At 62.3% G+C, this 15,403-nt stretch carries 15 protein-coding genes; 11 read left to right on the forward strand and 4 right to left on the reverse strand.

Translation table 11 applies throughout. The features are described from left to right. Window positions 1–126 precede the first annotated feature (126 nt). From AC1DCM_RS03500 to AC1DCM_RS03515, 4 genes are read left to right on the forward strand one after another with little or no spacing between them, the layout of a single operon-like run. Window positions 127–912, forward strand: a complete 786-nt coding sequence (locus AC1DCM_RS03500) for an SDR family NAD(P)-dependent oxidoreductase (RefSeq protein WP_442015504.1) — start codon at window positions 127–129, stop codon at window positions 910–912. Between the two features lie 36 nt (window positions 913–948). Beyond that, a complete protein-coding gene (gene chcC1 / locus AC1DCM_RS03505; protein ID WP_477517309.1) occupies window positions 949–2,607 on the forward strand; it encodes a 4-oxocyclohexanecarboxylate 2-dehydrogenase in 1,659 nt (552 codons plus the stop codon). Further along, window positions 2,604–2,894 (forward strand): Dabb family protein, encoded by a 291-nt coding sequence (locus AC1DCM_RS03510; RefSeq protein WP_442005424.1) that lies wholly within the window; start codon window positions 2,604–2,606, stop codon window positions 2,892–2,894. The genes chcC1 and AC1DCM_RS03510 overlap by 4 nt, the downstream gene beginning before the upstream one ends. 30 nt (window positions 2,895–2,924) lie before the next feature. After that, window positions 2,925–4,265: an MFS transporter gene (locus AC1DCM_RS03515; protein WP_442005423.1), complete on the forward strand. Its 1,341-nt coding sequence runs from the start codon at window positions 2,925–2,927 to the stop codon at window positions 4,263–4,265. Here AC1DCM_RS03515 and AC1DCM_RS03520 read toward each other — a convergent pair. The 3 genes from AC1DCM_RS03520 to kynA are packed head-to-tail and all read right to left on the reverse strand — an operon-like array spanning window position 4,252 to window position 7,254. Next, window positions 4,252–5,115 (reverse strand): PaaX family transcriptional regulator, encoded by an 864-nt coding sequence (locus AC1DCM_RS03520; RefSeq protein WP_477517310.1) that lies wholly within the window; start codon window positions 5,113–5,115, stop codon window positions 4,252–4,254. The two genes, AC1DCM_RS03515 and AC1DCM_RS03520, sit on opposite strands and share 14 nt — an antisense overlap. Further along, entirely contained in the window at window positions 5,112–6,350 is a 1,239-nt protein-coding gene (gene kynU / locus AC1DCM_RS03525) for a kynureninase (RefSeq protein WP_477517311.1), read from the reverse strand. The genes AC1DCM_RS03520 and kynU overlap by 4 nt, the downstream gene beginning before the upstream one ends. 34 nt (window positions 6,351–6,384) lie before the next feature. After that, window positions 6,385–7,254 carry a tryptophan 2,3-dioxygenase gene (kynA, locus tag AC1DCM_RS03530; RefSeq protein ID WP_477517312.1) on the reverse strand — a complete coding sequence of 290 codons (870 nt, stop codon included), beginning with the start codon at window positions 7,252–7,254 and terminating at the stop codon, window positions 6,385–6,387. A 131-nt stretch (window positions 7,255–7,385) separates the two neighbouring features. Here kynA and AC1DCM_RS03535 point away from each other — a divergent pair, with 131 nt between their 5' ends. From AC1DCM_RS03535 to AC1DCM_RS03560, 6 genes are all read left to right on the forward strand, one after another. Continuing rightward, on the forward strand, window positions 7,386–7,892 hold the full coding sequence (locus AC1DCM_RS03535; protein WP_477517313.1) for an HAD domain-containing protein: 507 nt from the start codon (window positions 7,386–7,388) through the stop codon (window positions 7,890–7,892). A gap of 179 nt (window positions 7,893–8,071) precedes the next feature. Continuing rightward, window positions 8,072–9,277 carry an inorganic phosphate transporter gene (locus tag AC1DCM_RS03540; RefSeq protein WP_442015498.1) on the forward strand — a complete coding sequence of 402 codons (1,206 nt, stop codon included), beginning with the start codon at window positions 8,072–8,074 and terminating at the stop codon, window positions 9,275–9,277. Further along, complete coding sequence (locus tag AC1DCM_RS03545) at window positions 9,274–9,495, forward strand: hypothetical protein (RefSeq protein WP_442005417.1); 222 nt, start codon at window positions 9,274–9,276, stop codon at window positions 9,493–9,495. Before AC1DCM_RS03540 ends, AC1DCM_RS03545 begins: the two co-directional genes overlap by 4 nt. A gap of 92 nt (window positions 9,496–9,587) precedes the next feature. After that, a complete protein-coding gene (locus tag AC1DCM_RS03550) occupies window positions 9,588–10,577 on the forward strand; it encodes a hypothetical protein (protein WP_477517314.1) in 990 nt (329 codons plus the stop codon). Next, a complete protein-coding gene (locus AC1DCM_RS03555) occupies window positions 10,574–11,503 on the forward strand; it encodes a hypothetical protein (protein WP_477517315.1) in 930 nt (309 codons plus the stop codon). Before AC1DCM_RS03550 ends, AC1DCM_RS03555 begins: the two co-directional genes overlap by 4 nt. A gap of 13 nt (window positions 11,504–11,516) precedes the next feature. Next, on the forward strand, window positions 11,517–12,062 hold the full coding sequence (locus tag AC1DCM_RS03560) for a dihydrofolate reductase family protein (RefSeq protein WP_442005414.1): 546 nt from the start codon (window positions 11,517–11,519) through the stop codon (window positions 12,060–12,062). Window positions 12,063–12,118: 56 nt separating this feature from the next. On the opposite strand, the gene AC1DCM_RS03565 is transcribed toward AC1DCM_RS03560, so the two are convergent. Continuing rightward, window positions 12,119–12,583 (reverse strand): hotdog fold thioesterase, encoded by a 465-nt coding sequence (locus tag AC1DCM_RS03565; protein ID WP_223932901.1) that lies wholly within the window; start codon window positions 12,581–12,583, stop codon window positions 12,119–12,121. Window positions 12,584–12,743: 160 nt separating this feature from the next. Here AC1DCM_RS03565 and polA point away from each other — a divergent pair, with 160 nt between their 5' ends. Next, complete coding sequence (gene polA, locus AC1DCM_RS03570; RefSeq protein WP_477517414.1) at window positions 12,744–15,386, forward strand: DNA polymerase I; 2,643 nt, start codon at window positions 12,744–12,746, stop codon at window positions 15,384–15,386. The last annotated feature ends 17 nt before the right edge of the window (window positions 15,387–15,403 follow it).

The following is a 15,403-nucleotide window of genomic DNA, read 5'->3' on the forward strand; positions in this document are numbered from 1 at the left end:
GAGTGGAGTTCAAGCAGGGCAGCTCGCCCGGCAACCACAATTTTCAGCCCCAACGGGCTATTCCGTGCTGCCCTGCGTCGAATCGATGGTTGAGCAGCCGCAATCCCGCGGCAGGAGGAGTTGTTCATGGAGACTGGAGCGCATCCAATTCCAGCAAGGACGGCACGCCGCGTGGCCGGCAAGGTAGCCGTGGTCACGGGCGGCAGGGGTGACCTGGGCAGCGCAACAGCCCGTTTGCTGGCGGACCACGGGGCAGTGGTCGCCAGCCTGGACCGGGCAGGAACGGGCAGCGGGCCCGGGCACCCGGGAGTTGAGGAGTACGACGTCGATGTCACCGATGAATCGAGCGTCGCCCTGGCTGTCCGGCAAGTAACCACAGACCTCGGCACTCCGGACGTCCTGGTCAACGCTGCCGGCATCATCGGACCAGCGGGAGCCAGCCACACTGCAACCCTTGATGATTTCAACGTCATTTTTGACGTCAATGTCAAAGGCGTATGGCTGATGACCAAGTACGTCGTCCCGGGGATGATCCACAAGAAGTCGGGAAGCATCATCAACTTCTCCTCCATCCACGGAATCACCGGTGGACGCAATGTCCCGCTTTATCACGCCACCAAAGGTGCCGTCCGGCTCCTGAGCAAGTCCGATGCGGCAGCCTACGGCATTCACGGTATCCGGGTGAACTCCATCCACCCGGGTTCCATGAACACCAGGATGAGCCAACGCTCGGCTGAGCAGTCCGATATCGGCCCCGAGGCCTACTACAAGCAGCTCGTGGGCGGAAACCCGCTACCGCGCCAGGGCGAACCGGACGAAATAGCCTACGGAGTCCTCTATCTCGCCTCCGATGAATCCCGTTTCACCACCGGCTCTGAGCTTGTCATCGACGGCGGCTATACAGCTGTCTGACGTTCACGCACCACCGTTTTCCAGAGAGGCATGATCATGAAATTCCTGAACGGCACACGTTCCGATACCTATGACGTCGTAGTGGTTGGTTCCGGTGCAGGCGCTTTGACCGCAGCGGCGACTGCCGCACGCGCCGGCAAGTCCGTCGTCGTGCTTGAAAAGACCCAACTGTTGGGCGGTACGTCCGCAGTGTCCGGCGGGATGCTGTGGGTGGCTGACAACCACCATGCCCGTGCGGCCGGGCTAAGCGATTCCAAGAACGACGCCGCCCGCTACGTCCGGGCCGTCGCCCGGGGCCGAGGCAGGGAAGAACTGCTGGATGCCGCGTTGAACTACGGGGACGCGATGCTCCGCTTCACCCAGGACGAATGCGGACTACGCTTCATCTTCCTGGAGAACTTTCCGGACTATCGTCAGGATCTCCCCGGATCCGTCACAGGCGGCAGGACAGTTGAACCGGAGCTCTTCAACATCCGTGAAGCACTTGGCGGGCTGGCAGAGCATGTCCGCTCCGACGGCCGGGCACCTTTCACCATGCAGGAATACGAAACGTGGGGTGCTTTCACCAAATTTCCTTGGGAGAAGCTCAGCCAGCGGCAAGAGGACGGCCTCGTGGCCAAGGGCCAGGCCCTCATCGCGATGTTGCTGGCCAGCTTGGTCCGCGACGGTGCCTCGTTGGTGGTCGGTGCCCGCGGTGATCGACTGTTGCACGATGACGGCAGGGTAGTGGGCGTCAGGCTCGAGTCGGGTGAGGCTTTCCACGCCAATGACGGCGTTGTCCTGGCCACCGGCGGTTTCGAATGGGACAAGGCCTTGGCGGACTCGCTCCTGGCATCGCGCTTATACATTATGTGCTCGCCCCCTTCGAATACGGGAGATGGACTCAGGATGGCCCAGCGGATCGGGGCACAAACCCGCGGAACCCGGGAGGCGTGGTGGGCTCCCATGTCCATCACGGGGGATACACGGGATGGCGCGCCCATTGGCACACTGCTCCGGTTCGAACGGCAGGGACCGGGCTCGCTCATGGTGAACCGCCACGGGCGTCGGTTCGCCAACGAGGCCCAAAACTACAACGACCTCGCCCGATGCCTGCAGTCCTGGGATTCGCCCAACAACCAGACCTTGAACACCCCTGCACACGTGGTGTTCGATCACAGCTACCTGGAGCGGTACGGTGTGCTGGCGCACCGGGCGGGCCAGCCGACGCCGGCCTACCTGATCGAGGCTCCCACGCTGGTGGAACTGGCCGGAAAGATCGGCGTCCCTGCGGAGAATCTGGCAGCCACGGTCCAACGCTTTAACGAATTCGCAGTCAAAGGCGAAGACCCTGACTTCGGCCGTGGCGAAAGCGCCTACGACAAGTACTGGGGCGACGACGACTGCCCGTGGCCCAACCCCTCCTTGGGGCCTTTACAAACTGGTCCGTTCTACGCCATGGAGGTAGTCAACGGTGCCTTCGGCAGCAACGGAGGCGTAGCCACTGATGGTCTCGCCCGGGTTCTGGACGTGGACGGGCAACCCATCTCCGGGCTGTTCGCTGCCGGAAATACCACGGAAAATGCTTACGCTGCCGGCTACCCCGGAGCGGGCGCAACCCTGGGCCCCATCATGACCATGGGATACCTGGCGGGCAGGACTCTTGCGAACCAAACGGCAGAATATGAAGGTCTCCCGGCCGAGGTAGCCTCATGATCCGCCATACGGTCTTGTTCAAGTTCAAACCTGACTTCCCAGCGCTGGACAAAGCCGCCTGGATCGAAGGCCTTGACCGGATGGCCGGCAATGTTCCTGGGCTATTGACACTCACCCACGGCCCGGACATCCTCCAGCACGGGCGTTCCTTCGACTACGCCATTGTGGCCGATTTCAACGCCGTGGAAGACATCGAGGTCTACAACACCCACCCCTTGCATGAGCCCCTGAAGAAGTACTCGTTCCCCAACAGCGAGCAGATCATCGCCGTTGATTTTCAGTTGTAAGCCCGGTCTGCCATTCAAAGGAGAATCGCTATGTTAAGCACCACCCGGCAGCCCCAAGCGCTGCGTAAGACCCCACGAAAAGCCGCACTCGCCTCTTTTCTGGGAAGCACCCTGGAGTACTACGACTTCTTCATCTACGGTTCGGCTGCCGCCTTGGTTTTCGGCCCGTTGTTCTTTCCGTCCGAGGACCCTGCAATGGGACTCATCGGGGCATTCGCTACCTTTGGAGTCGCGTATGTTGCCCGCCCGGTAGGCGGCATGGTCATGGGACACTTCGGCGACAAGCTGGGCCGGAAGAAGGTCCTGCTCATCACCCTGGGGGTGATGGGCACCGCGTCCCTGGGCATCGGTTTCCTGCCCAGCTACAGCCAGATCGGCATTTGGGCGCCAATCCTGCTGGTGATTGGTCGGCTGGCACAAGGCTTCTCGGCCGGTGGGGAATCAGCGGGCGCCTCTACCCTGACCTTGGAACACTCCCCGGAGGGCCGCCGTGGCTTCTTCACCAGTTTTGTGATGACCGGCTACGCCTCCGGAATGGTCCTCGCAACGCTCGTGTTCATCCCAATAGCTGCGTTGCCCACTGAAGCACTCATGAGCTGGGGTTGGCGCATTCCATTCTGGTTGTCCATCGTGGTCCTGGCCATCGCCTACTGGGTGCGCACACATTTGGACGAGACGCCGGTATTCGAGGAAGCAAAGGACCGCCAAGCGGTAGCACCGATGCCGATCCGCGAGGTCCTGCGCTTCCAGTCCGGGGACGTGATCAGGGTAGTGGGCATGTCCATCATGTCCGTCATGCAAACCATATTCACGGTGTTTGGCCTCTCCTACGCCACAGGATCGGCGGGCTTTGACAAAGCATCGATCCTGACGGTGAACGCCGTAGCTATTGGATTGTCGATGTTCGTGATGCCTTTGGCTGCGAAGCTCTCTGACAGAGTGGGGCGCAGGCCGCTTCTCCTGACGGCTGCCCTCGGCTGCTCGGTCACGATCTTCGCCTATTTCGCCGCGTTGTCCACCGGCAACATCTTGCTGGTCTTTGCTGCAGCATTTGCCAACATGACGCTGCTCTATTCCTGCTTCAACGGCATCTGGCCAGCCTACTTCGCCGAGCTGTTCGCCTCACCGGTCCGTTATTCCGGCATGGCTTTGGGAAACCAGCTTGGTTTGGTGGTCGCTGGATTTGGACCGTTGATCGCCGGACTCCTCCTGGGTAAGGGCCACGACGGCTGGCTACCGGTAGCGGGCTTCGCGGTCCTCTGCATGCTCATCGCAGCAGTGGCAGCTTTCTTCTCCCGCGAAACGGCAAGAACGCCCATCGACGAGCTCGGCTCGCCGTACTGGCTTGGGGTGGCCGCTAGGAAACAGTAACCATCGCGCTTCCCTCCAAGGTGCGGCGCACGAACTCCGCGCTTGGTTCCGCGTAGGCCTCCACAATCCGTTTGAACAACGCAGTGCCTTCGGCCCCGGGCCAGTCTTCAGGCAGGAATGTGCCGGGCAGCCCGGGGTCGAGGTACGGGATAATCCGCCAGCGGTCGATGCATTGGACGTACCTGGCAAAGGCCCCCTGGGTCGCTTCGATCACGCCGCTGTCCGGTTCAGGCACAGCGGCGCCGTGCTCCCGGATGAAATCCTTGTGCAGCTCCGCCACCGAATCCAAATCCCACCAAGCTGACGCAGCGTCCTGGAGGGTGCCGCCCACCAGTGGGGTTTGCGCTACGAAGAGGGTTGCCATCCCTCGGAGTCCGAGGTCGGCAAGGATTTCCTCCACCTCGCCGCGAAGGGTATCCGGGCAAATCCACAAGCCGGCGGCCACAGTCCCGCACCCAATCCAGTGGAGCCTTCGCCGCAGCTGATGGCGCTTCTCCCGCTCGGTCTCCGGAATCGAAAAGGACACCAGGCACCATGGATCGGACGGTGACATGCTGATGGGGTTGTAAATGCGGCGGTCGCCGCGGGCCAGCATGGTGGCCGCGCCCTCGGTCAGCGTGAATCCGGGTATCCCGTCGCGCGTCTCCTGCAGCACCACGTCCTTCTTCCGGAGGCGGCCCAGGGCCGTCCGGGTCACTGTCCCGGATGTGCCCAGGGCCTCCATGAGGACGACGATGTCCTTGGCCGACATCCATCCGCCGGCTTCCCGCAAGTACAAGCCGATGACTGTTCGCAGCAACGATGTGGTACTCCCGGGACGGGAGTCCATATCGTCAAGGACGGCACTCACAGCAGTTCGGCGAGGGCGTCGCGGATAGCGGTCACTCCCAGCTCAACCTCGGCGTAGCTCGTGCTCAAGGGAGAGAGGCCGATGCGCAGACCATGCGGGGGACGGAAGTCAGGGATGACGCCCTGCTCCCACAGTTTGGCTGTGACGTCGGCAAAGAGCGGGTGGTCCACTGTGATGTGCGAGCCACGCTCGGCAGCGTCGCGGGGGCTCACGATTTCCACGCCAAGTGGCACCAGGAGTTCTTCGGCGAGGGCAATCGCGTACTCCGTTAGTTTGACGGACTTCTCCCGGACCGCATCCATGCCCACGGAGGCGATCAGTTCCACCATGTCCTTGATTGGCTGCATGGCAAGAACCGGAGGAGTACCCGTGATGAACCGGCGGATTCCCTCTGCGGGGCGGTAGGAATCCGTCATGCCAAACGGATTGTCCGCCCCCATCCAGCCCCAAATTGGCTGCTGGAGCGCGTCTTGCCGTGAGGCGTTGACATATGCGAACGCGGGGGAGCCCGGACCACCGTTGAGGTACTTGTAGGTGCAGCCGACGGCCAGGTCAACGTCCCAAGCATCAAGTTCCAACGGCACGGAACCTACGGAATGGCACAGGTCCCAGAGCATGAGGGCTCCTGCGGCATGCACCTTGCCCGTGATTGCTTTCGCGTCTGCAAGGAACCCGGAGCGGTAAGCCACATGGCTAAGAACCACGACGGCGGTCCGCTCGCCCAGGAGACCGTCGAGATCCGCGGCACGGACGCCACTGGAGGGGTTGGCCGCGATCCATTTGATGCTTGCCCCACGTTCCTTGGCGATCCCCTCGATGATGAAGCGATCCGTGGGGAAGTTGTCGCGGTCAATGATGATCTCGTCACGCCCTGGCTGGGCATCTACCGCTGCCCGGATCAGCTTGTAGAGCATGACCGACGTCGAGTCGCCCACAGTGACCTGCCCCGGCGCCGCACCAAGCGCCACTTCGCCAATGCGGTCGCCCACGCGGGTAGGCTCATCCATCCATTGTTCGTCCCAGCCGCGGATCAGGCGGCTGCCCCAGGCATCCTGGACAAACGACTGCAGGCTGGCAGCAGTTACCTTCAACGGGCGCCCGAGTGAGTTGCCGTCCAGATAAGAGGTGAGCTGCCCGGCGTCGGGCGTGTAGAAGGCCTCACGCTGGGCGGCGAGCGGATCTGCGGCGTCCAGTTCGGCCGACGTTGGCCGTTGGGTCTGCTGGGCGGTAGTCATGGTTCCCTCCTGGGGAGTGGTGTCCGGAAGTTTGTTAGTTGCCGATCTCAGTGCGGACGGCGTAAAGCTCGGGGAAGAAGGTGAGATCAAGGGCACGTTTGAGGAAGTCGACACCTGAGGAACCGCCGGTGCCTACCTTGAACCCGATGGTCCGCTGGACCGTACGAAGGTGGCGGAAGCGCCAGGCCTGGAAATTGTCTTCGACGTCCACCAGGTCTTCGCACGCCTCGTACAGTCCCCACTGGGTATCGTCCGATTCGTAGATCTTCTGGAAGATGGGCACCAGATCCTTGCGGAAGGTCCACGGCTCGCTGGTGTCCCGCTCAAGGATGTCTGCCGGAATGTCGTATCCGGCGCGGGCGAGTACTGCCAGGAAGGCGTCGTACAACGTGGGCTCCTCCAGAAGCCTGCTGAGTAGAGCATGTGCCTCGGGATCGCTTTCGAAGACCCGCAGCATGCCACGGTTCTTGTTGCCCAGCAGGAATTCAACGCCACGGTATTGGTACGACTGGAAACCTGAGGAGCTGCCCAGGAAGCCGCGGAACTGGGCATATTCACGGGGCGTGAGCGTACCCAGGACCGACCACTGTTCTGTCATGGTGCGCTGGATGGCCTTGACGCGGGCGATGCATTTCAGGGCCTTGCCAAGATTGTCAACGTCAAAGAGCCTGCGCGCTTCCAGCAGCTCATGCAGGACCAGCTTTAGCCAAAGCTCGCTGGTTTGGTGCTGGATGATGAACAGCAGTTCGTCGTGGTGCTCCGGCTGGCTGAGCGGATGCTGGGAGCTGAGCAGGTGGTCCAGGTCCAGGTAGCCGCCATAGGACATCGCATGCCGGAAATCCGTGCGCACTGAGTCTTCTATGTGGCGGACACTTTGGGGGGAATGGACTGGGGGCTTTTCCATATCTTCGAGATTATCACTTCCATGACGAACGTCAAGACAATGATTTTGTTGCCCCTGTCTTCCCCTGAAGTTCTCCGCGGTACCGTACGCTGGGCTTGATACACAAGAACCTGGGGGAAGGGAGGACAGCCATGGCCTCCAACATGCCGGTGTCCATATATTTGGACGTCGACGGCGTGGTGAACCCGTTCGGACCCCAAGGCGTCACTGATTGGGGCGGCGAATGGAAAATCGCCGACGCCGGAATCCTTGACGTCGCGTTCGCGCCAGAGGCAGTGGCCGAACTCAACGAGCTCGCGGCTCATCCCTCCGCCCGCTTTGTATGGCTCACCACGTGGGAGCGCCTTGCCCCGGAGTTCCTCTGTCCTGCCATTGGGCTGAAGGGCGAGGATTGGCCTGTCCTTTCCAGCCAGGGGTGGGACCAAAGCCCGGAATGGTGGAAACTCGGCGCGCTCCAGAAGGACCTGGCCGCGATTGGGGCTGAGCGCTTCGTGTGGCTGGACGACCAACTTGGCCAGGAGTCAGACGCCCGTTCCTGGGCCGAATACCACCAGGACCGTGTGCTTTGCATCTCACCGGATCCGCGTAAGGGGCTCTCCCGCAGCGATCTTGCCGCGGTCCGGACCTTCCTCGGTTGAGCGAAGCGCCGGTAAATGTTTGTCGGCTCGGTGGTTGGCACGTAGGATTCTTAAGGTTTCAAGCCCGCCGGATAGAGTGCGGCAAGTCCAGTCAGCTGAACATTGGCTGAACTATGCTGTGCATGGCAGGTATGGGGAAGTGGAACTGCTGAACGTCGACTCTGCAGATTGGGCAACAGGTGGAAATCACCTTCATGGTCGCGCTTGTCATAGCGTTGGCCCTATTCTTTGACTTCACCAACGGCTTTCACGACACAGCCAATGCGATGGCTACGCCTATCGCTACGGGGGCGATCAAGCCCAAGACGGCGGTTGCCCTGGCTGCCGTGCTCAACCTTGTTGGGGCGTTCCTATCAACTGAAGTGGCAAAAACCATTTCCGGTGGACTCATCCGGGAAGGCTCGGACGGTATCCACATCACGCCGGACATCATCTTTGCCGGCCTGATGGGTGCAATCCTCTGGAACATGGTCACCTGGCTTAAGGGCCTGCCCTCCAGTTCCTCCCACGCACTGTTCGGCGGCCTCATCGGCGCCGCCGTGGTGGGTATCGGAGTACACTCCATCAACTTTGAAACAGTGCTGCAGAAGGTGATCCTGCCAGCTGTCTTCGCACCACTCATCGCCGGCGCCGTGGCATACCTTTGCACGCGCCTGGCCTACGCGCTGACGTCCCGCCATGACCCGGAAACGGGCGACAAGCTCACGCAGAAACGCGGCGGTTTCCGGACAGGCCAGATCTTCACGTCCAGCCTCGTCGCCCTCGCGCACGGCACCAATGATGCCCAGAAGACCATGGGCATCATCACCCTGGTCCTCATCGCCGCAGGTACGCAGGCGCCGGGATCCGGCCCACAGTTCTGGGTCGTGACCGCCTGTGCCCTGGCGATCGCCATCGGTACGTACGCCGGCGGATGGCGCATCATCCGCACCATGGGTTCGGGCTTGACCGAAGTGAAGCCTGCCCAAGGATTCTCGGCGGAGACCAGCACGGCCTCCGCCATCCTGGCTTCTTCCCATTTGGGGTTCGCGCTCTCCACCACCCAGGTCGCTTCCGGCTCGGTTATTGGCTCCGGACTGGGCCGAAAGGGCACCTCGGTGCGCTGGGGCACCGCCGGAAAGATTGCGTTGGGATGGCTGTTCACGCTTCCCGCGTCGGCAATCGTGGGTGGACTCACCGCGCTCCTGGTGAATATCGGCGTCGTGGGTGTGGTCATCGCCGCGGTCGTCGGTAGCGCCGCCGTCGTCTTCATGTTTGTTGCCTCGCGTAAATCCCATGTCGGCCACCACAACGCAGTGGAAGTCGAGGAGGCCGGCCACGCCGTCAAGTTCAGCAAGAAGAAGAAAACCCGAAAGTCCGTCAACAACAAGGATGTGCAGCGATGAAGTGGCTGGAATTGCTTCAGGTTGCCGGCGTCACGCTCGTTGCTGCCGTGACACTGGTGGTCCTTTACTCCCTGGGAGTACGCCTCACCGCAATTGCAGGTGACGCCCAGCAGAAGTCGCCTGGACTCATCCGTTCCCTGGCCGTCGTATGTTTCGGCGTTTGCGGACTGGCCGTGCTGTTCGGCATCTACTTGATCGTGCCCTACTTCGGAAAGTAACGGCCTCTCTGGCAGCAAAGTCCTTTCGGGAGAATAATCAGCAGTGAAGTTACATCACTGCGTGATTGTGATCCGGCAGATGTGGGGCTGTCATGAAGTGCCATTCCCGAAGCCATCTCATCGGACTGGCGCTGGTTCCGGTCCTGATGCTGGCACTTTCTGCCTGCGTTCCCAACGTTGGCTCACCAAGTAGTCCTTCTCCCAATCCGGCATCTCCCGCCACCACCGCAACAGCACCAGCGGTTCCCACCGCCGTCGATCCTACTGCCGGGCAGCCCGCCGGTCCGGCCGGACCCGGGGCTCCACAGGCGGAAGCGCCCGTGGTGCGTTGGGTACCCATTGGGCCGGTGGGCCCCAACGATCCCTCGTCCGGTCAGCGCTATCTCCTGCTGCAGCAATTCCAATGCGATGCCCTCGCCCAGAGCCTGGAAGGTGCGGAAGATGCTGCCGTGTGGCAGGCCGGCGCCGCTGTCTGCAAGGCACTGCAAAGCGGTGCCCAGCAGGACTGGCAGCGGGCTTCGAACGCCGTTGCAGCAACACCCCGCATACCGCAGACCCAGTGTCTTGAGTTCACGGTGGCCGCAACGTCAGCCTCTGCGATCGCCCAACACCGCAGCAACCCGGGAGTTCCACTAAAGCCTCAGACCGCCCCGGGTGAAGCTTGCCCTCGGCACTTGAGCGGCCTCACGGTGGTAGACAACGGCCTGAGGCCAGTGGCCGGCACAGCACGTGCCTCCGGCCCCCGAACAGGCGGAACTGTCGTCAGGCTGGATGGCTATTACGTCAGGGTTGGGGACATCCTGTTCGACGGCGTCCCGGCAGCTCCCGAAATAGTTGCCGGCGGCGGGGATTACGAAACGCTATACCTGAGGATGCCGCCGTCCGACGGCCGCGACTCCGTCCGCATTTCCATCACGGACACCGTGGACATCAGCGGAACAGTGACGTTCTTCTATGAAGATTCCACGCCCACCAGCACGGGCCCGGGTGGAACGCCTGGAACCCGGCCAAGTGATGGACCCACGCAGAGCGGCCCGCCAACCATTCCTTCCTTTGGTGCCTCCCCAACGGCAACTCCATGAGCGTCCCCCAGGAGTCCGCTGCCTCACAGGAGCCCGCTGCGTCACAAGAAGCCGAGGAGCGGAGCCTGGTCAACAACCGCTGGCAGCGGACCCTGGACGTCCTCTCCGTCATTGGTCCGCCCCTGACCGTGGCCACGGCGTTGTTGGTCTACTTCGGCTGGGCACGTACGGATGCCCAGGCAAAGGCCATGGGCCTGGACGTCAGCCTGTTTGGCTACACGGTGCAGGACTTTATCCTGCGGAGTATCCAGTCGCTGTTCCAGCCGTTGGCCTGGCTCGTGGTGATCGGGTTGTTATGGCTCATGGTGGATAGGCTCGTTTCCCGACTCCTGGGCGCCGCACGCTACCAGACACTTCTTCGAAGAGCCGCCCTGGTGGTACTGGTTCTCGGCTTCGCCTACGCGGCCGTGATGTGGGTGGCGATCGTGACCCAGCCGGAACGGATCCTGCTCTATGCACCCTTCCTCATCGCCGCCGGCTTGCTGGTTGGGGCATGGGGACTGAGCGTGCGCCGGCGGGCCGCCGATCCGGCCCAACGGGGACTCCGCGCCACGACTCCGCGCTCGCTCGAGAGATCCCTGGTGTTTGTCCTGGTCACCCTGCTTCTTTTCTGGGGTACCTCTGATTACGCGCAAGCCCTTGGGCGGGGCGCAGCCATCGATTACCAGGAACGGTCCAGTCTGCTTCCAACAGCCGTGGTGTACAGCAAGGAGCGGTTGGCCGTGACAGCGCCCAACGTCCATGAGGAGTCAGCTGGTACAGATGCCGTGCCGCTGTACCGGTACACAGGCCTGAGACTGCTGGTGGTCAGCGGCGGAAGAATCTTTCTACTGAACGACGGATGGACGCTTGCCCAGGGCCGGGTGGTGGTACTCCGCGATGATGGCAGTGTGCGTGTGGAGTATGGGAACGCCAACGCCAACTGACTAGTCTGGGGCCATGTCGATCTTCCAGTACTACGTTGCCTCCACCGTCGACGGCTTCATTGCTTCTCCGGACGACGACCTCGGCTGGCTCCTGCAATTCGACCAGGTTGAAGGCGTGAGCGGCAGCTATGAGTCCTTCTTCGCAGGGGTGGGTTGTATCGCCATGGGCGGCGAGACCTACCGTTGGCTCATGGAGCACGAGCCCGGCAAGTGGCCCTACCCCGACACCCCCTGTTGGGTGTTCACCCACCATGAATATTCGGCTCCGGCCGGTTCGAACGTCACGTTCGTCCGTGGGGATGTGCGCGAGTTCGCCCCGGACCTCCTCGCCGACGCCGGAGACAAGAACGTCTGGCTGGTGGGCGGCGGGGACCTCGTGGCCCAGTTCGCCAACGCCGGTTTGCTCCACGAGATGATCGTCACCATCATCCCCGTTGTACTCGGCGCCGGTAAGCGGCTGCTGCCGCTCAAGGGTCCGACGGCGCCACTTGAGTTGCTGTCCTCGCGCATCCTTGGCGGGGCCGCGGCTGAACTGCATTACCGCATGCCGCCGCAGTAGCGCTTTGGGCCGCGGTAGCTGCCGGGTCAGTAGCTGGTTGGTCAGTAGCTGGTTGGTCAGTGGCGGTTGTTGCGGATCATGTTGGTAATCCGGGCAGTTGAAAGCCTCCGGCCTTTTTCGTCTGTGATAACGATCTCGTGCGTGGCCAACGTCCCGCCCAGGTGGATCGCCGTACACGTGCCGGTTACCGTTCCGCTGGCAATGGAGCGGTGATGCGTCGCGCCGACTTCAATTCCCACAGCGTGCCGTCCCCTGCCGGCGTGAAGCGACGCAGCAAATGAGCCCAGGGTTTCCGCCAGGACCACGTGCGCTCCGCCGTGAAGGATGCCGGCTACTTGCGTGTTCCCTTCCACAGGCATGGTTGCCACAGTGCGTTCGGCACTGAGCTCGGTAAACCGAATACCCATTTTCACTACAAGGGAGCCAACGCCGTGGCCGGAAAGCCAATCGTGGAACTCTTCGGGCACACCTGCCTCGTTCAGCTCGTCGACAAACCGGTTCGGCGTGAAATTGTCCATCATGCCAACTAGGCTGGCACCTGTGAGTGAAACAACCAAACCGGACCAGGTTCCAACGGCCCAAGCTGCTGCCATTGCAACAGCACCCACCCCCTCTTCCACCGCTTCACCCAGCACCACGGGGGAGGGCCGGCCCAGGTTGCTGGTCCTGGATGGCCATTCCATGGCGTTCCGGGCCTTCTACGCCCTCCCTGCTGAAAACTTCTCTACTGCCAGAGGCCAGTACACCAACGCCGTGCATGGGTTCACCTCCATGCTCATCAACCTGATCAAGGACCAGAAGCCCACGCACGTCGCCGTCGCGTTTGATGTCTCTGACGACACCACCTTCCGCAAGGCCGAGTACAGCGAGTACAAGGGCGGCCGTAACGCGACGCCCGCGGAGTTCCAGGGCCAAATCGCCCTCATCGCGAGGGTTATGGAGGCGTGGGGAATCAAGACCATTGCTCTGCCCGGCTACGAAGCTGATGACATCCTGGCCACCCTAGCGGCCCAGGCGGATGCCGCCGGCTTTGAGGTCCTCCTGGTCTCGGGCGATAGGGACTCCTTCCAGCTCATCAACGACAACGTTTTTGTGCTCTACCCCAAACAGGGCGTGAGCAACATCCCCAAGCTGGATGCTGCGGCGATCGAAGAGAAGTACTTTGTCAAGCCCGCGTTGTATTCGGACCTGGCTGCCCTGGTGGGCGAATCGGCGGACAACCTTCCGGGCGTACCCGGCGTGGGGCCAAAGACCGCCGCCAAGTGGATCAACCTCTACGGTGGCCTGGAGGGCATCCTGGAGAACCTTGACGCAATCGGTGGCAAGGTGGGCGGAGCGCTCAAGGAGAACCTTGAGAACGTCAAACGGAACCGCAGGCTGAACCAGCTGCTGACAGACCTCGAACTGCCCGTCAGGCTGGAGGACCTCCACGAGCCGCGCCCCGACCGCCGCGCCATCGAGGAACTGTTCGAGGAGCTGGAATTTCGTACGCTCCGCCCCCGGCTCTTCGATCTCTACGGCGACGACACCACCGGTGCTGCCCCGGACACCATCGAAGCCCCCGAGTTTGCCACACTCCAGGGCGCCGCTGAGCTTGAGGCCTTCTTCAGCGCCGGTTCCGGCACTCGTTCCGCGATAGCCATCCAGCCTGTCCAGGGCCGTATCGGCGAGGATGCCAGCGCGTTGGCTGTGGTCCGGAACAATGGCGCTGCCTACATCGAGCTCAGCGGGCTGGATTCAGCAGCCGAGTCGGCGCTGGCCAGCTGGCTCCGGGACCCTCAAGAAGCCAAGGTGGTGCACGAGTTCAAGGCCGCGCTCAAGGCCCTGCACAGCCGTGGTCTGGGCTTGGAAGGCGTTGTGGATGACACGTCGATTTCCGGATACCTGATCCAGCCGGACCGCCGCAGCTACGACCTCCCGGAGCTCGCCCAGGTCCACCTCAAGATCTCCTTGGGCGTTGTGACCGCATCCGCCGGGCAGTTGGAGCTGGACCTCACGGGAGGCAGCGACCAAGCCGCGGCCGCAGCGCTCGTCCAGCAGGCCGCCGTCGTGCATGCCCTCAGCAAACACTTCGAAACGGAACTTGCCGGTATCAAGGCCGACGCCCTGCTGACCACGCTGGAGCTTCCGGTATCCCGCGTCCTGGCGCAGATGGAACTGACCGGTATCTACGTCTCCACGGACCGTATGGACGAACAGCTTGCGGACCTCACCAAGGTGATCGAGAACGCCCAGGAACAGGCGTTTGCGGCAATCGGTCATGAGGTAAACCTGGGATCACCCAAGCAGCTCCAGACCGTCCTGTTCGAGGAACTTGGACTTCCCAAGACGAAGAAGATCAAGTCCGGCTACACCACCGACGCCGCATCCCTGAAGGGCTTGCTGGAAAAGACCGGCCACGAGTTCCTGGTGCAGCTCATGGCCCACCGCGAATCCTCAAAGCTCGCCCAGATGGTGGAAACCCTCAAGAAGTCCGTCGCGGATGACGGGCGTATCCACACCACCTACGCGCAGAACATCGCCGCCACGGGCAGGATCTCCTCAAACAACCCCAACCTGCAAAATATCCCGGTGCGCAGTGAAGAAGGTCGCCGGGTCCGTGGAATCTTCGTGGTCAGCGAGGGGTATGAATGCCTTCTGTCTGCTGACTACTCACAGATTGAAATGCGCATCATGGCCCACCTCTCCGGTGACGAGGCGCTGATCCAGGCCTACAGGGATGGCGAGGACCTGCACCGCTTCGTGGGCTCGCGGATCTTCAATGTCCCTCCTGCCGAGGTCACCAGCGCGATGCGCTCCAAGGTGAAGGCGATGTCCTACGGCCTGGCTTACGGACTGACCTCGTTTGGCCTCTCAAAGCAGCTGGAAATTTCGGTGGATGAGGCCAGGACGCTGATGAAGGACTACTTCGATCGCTTCGGCGGTGTGCGTGACTATCTCAGGGGCGTTGTGGACCAGGCGAGGGTGGACGGTTACACGGCCACCATTGAAGGTCGCCGCCGTTACCTCCCGGACCTCACCAGCACCAATCGTCAGGCCCGGGAAGCAGCCGAGCGCATTGCGCTTAATTCGCCCATCCAGGGTTCCGCCGCCGACCTCATCAAGCGGGCAATGCTGGGCGTCTCAGCCGAACTTGCGAGCCAGGGCTTGAAATCGCGGATGCTCCTCCAGGTCCACGACGAACTCGTCCTCGAGGTCGCCCCGGGAGAGCGCGACGCCGTCGAAAAACTGGTCGTAGAGCAAATGGGGACTGCTGCTGAGCTGTCAGTCCCGTTGGACGTCCAGCTCGGCGTAGGGTCCAGCTGGTACGAGGCCGGCCACTAGTAGCCCGCACGTTCGAA

Source organism: Paenarthrobacter sp. 10N417 (assembly GCF_056394745.1).

What these genes read in the sequence shown, in the direction of transcription:
- AC1DCM_RS03500 (WP_442015504.1), top strand. Translation starts at nt 127, where the DNA reads ATGGAGACTGGAGCGCATCCAATTCCAGCAAGGACGGCACGCCGCGTG.
- chcC1 (WP_477517309.1), top strand. Translation starts at nt 949, where the DNA reads ATGAAATTCCTGAACGGCACACGTTCCGATACCTATGACGTCGTAGTG.
- AC1DCM_RS03510 (WP_442005424.1), top strand. Translation starts at nt 2,604, where the DNA reads ATGATCCGCCATACGGTCTTGTTCAAGTTCAAACCTGACTTCCCAGCG.
- AC1DCM_RS03515 (WP_442005423.1), top strand. Translation starts at nt 2,925, where the DNA reads ATGTTAAGCACCACCCGGCAGCCCCAAGCGCTGCGTAAGACCCCACGA.
- kynU (WP_477517311.1), bottom strand. Translation starts at nt 6,350, where the DNA reads ATGACTACCGCCCAGCAGACCCAACGGCCAACGTCGGCCGAACTGGAC.
- kynA (WP_477517312.1), bottom strand. Translation starts at nt 7,254, where the DNA reads ATGGAAAAGCCCCCAGTCCATTCCCCCCAAAGTGTCCGCCACATAGAA.
- AC1DCM_RS03535 (WP_477517313.1), top strand. Translation starts at nt 7,386, where the DNA reads ATGGCCTCCAACATGCCGGTGTCCATATATTTGGACGTCGACGGCGTG.
- AC1DCM_RS03545 (WP_442005417.1), top strand. Translation starts at nt 9,274, where the DNA reads ATGAAGTGGCTGGAATTGCTTCAGGTTGCCGGCGTCACGCTCGTTGCT.
- AC1DCM_RS03550 (WP_477517314.1), top strand. Translation starts at nt 9,588, where the DNA reads ATGAAGTGCCATTCCCGAAGCCATCTCATCGGACTGGCGCTGGTTCCG.
- AC1DCM_RS03555 (WP_477517315.1), top strand. Translation starts at nt 10,574, where the DNA reads ATGAGCGTCCCCCAGGAGTCCGCTGCCTCACAGGAGCCCGCTGCGTCA.
- AC1DCM_RS03560 (WP_442005414.1), top strand. Translation starts at nt 11,517, where the DNA reads ATGTCGATCTTCCAGTACTACGTTGCCTCCACCGTCGACGGCTTCATT.
- AC1DCM_RS03565 (WP_223932901.1), bottom strand. Translation starts at nt 12,583, where the DNA reads ATGATGGACAATTTCACGCCGAACCGGTTTGTCGACGAGCTGAACGAG.
- polA (WP_477517414.1), top strand. Translation starts at nt 12,744, where the DNA reads ATGGCGTTCCGGGCCTTCTACGCCCTCCCTGCTGAAAACTTCTCTACT.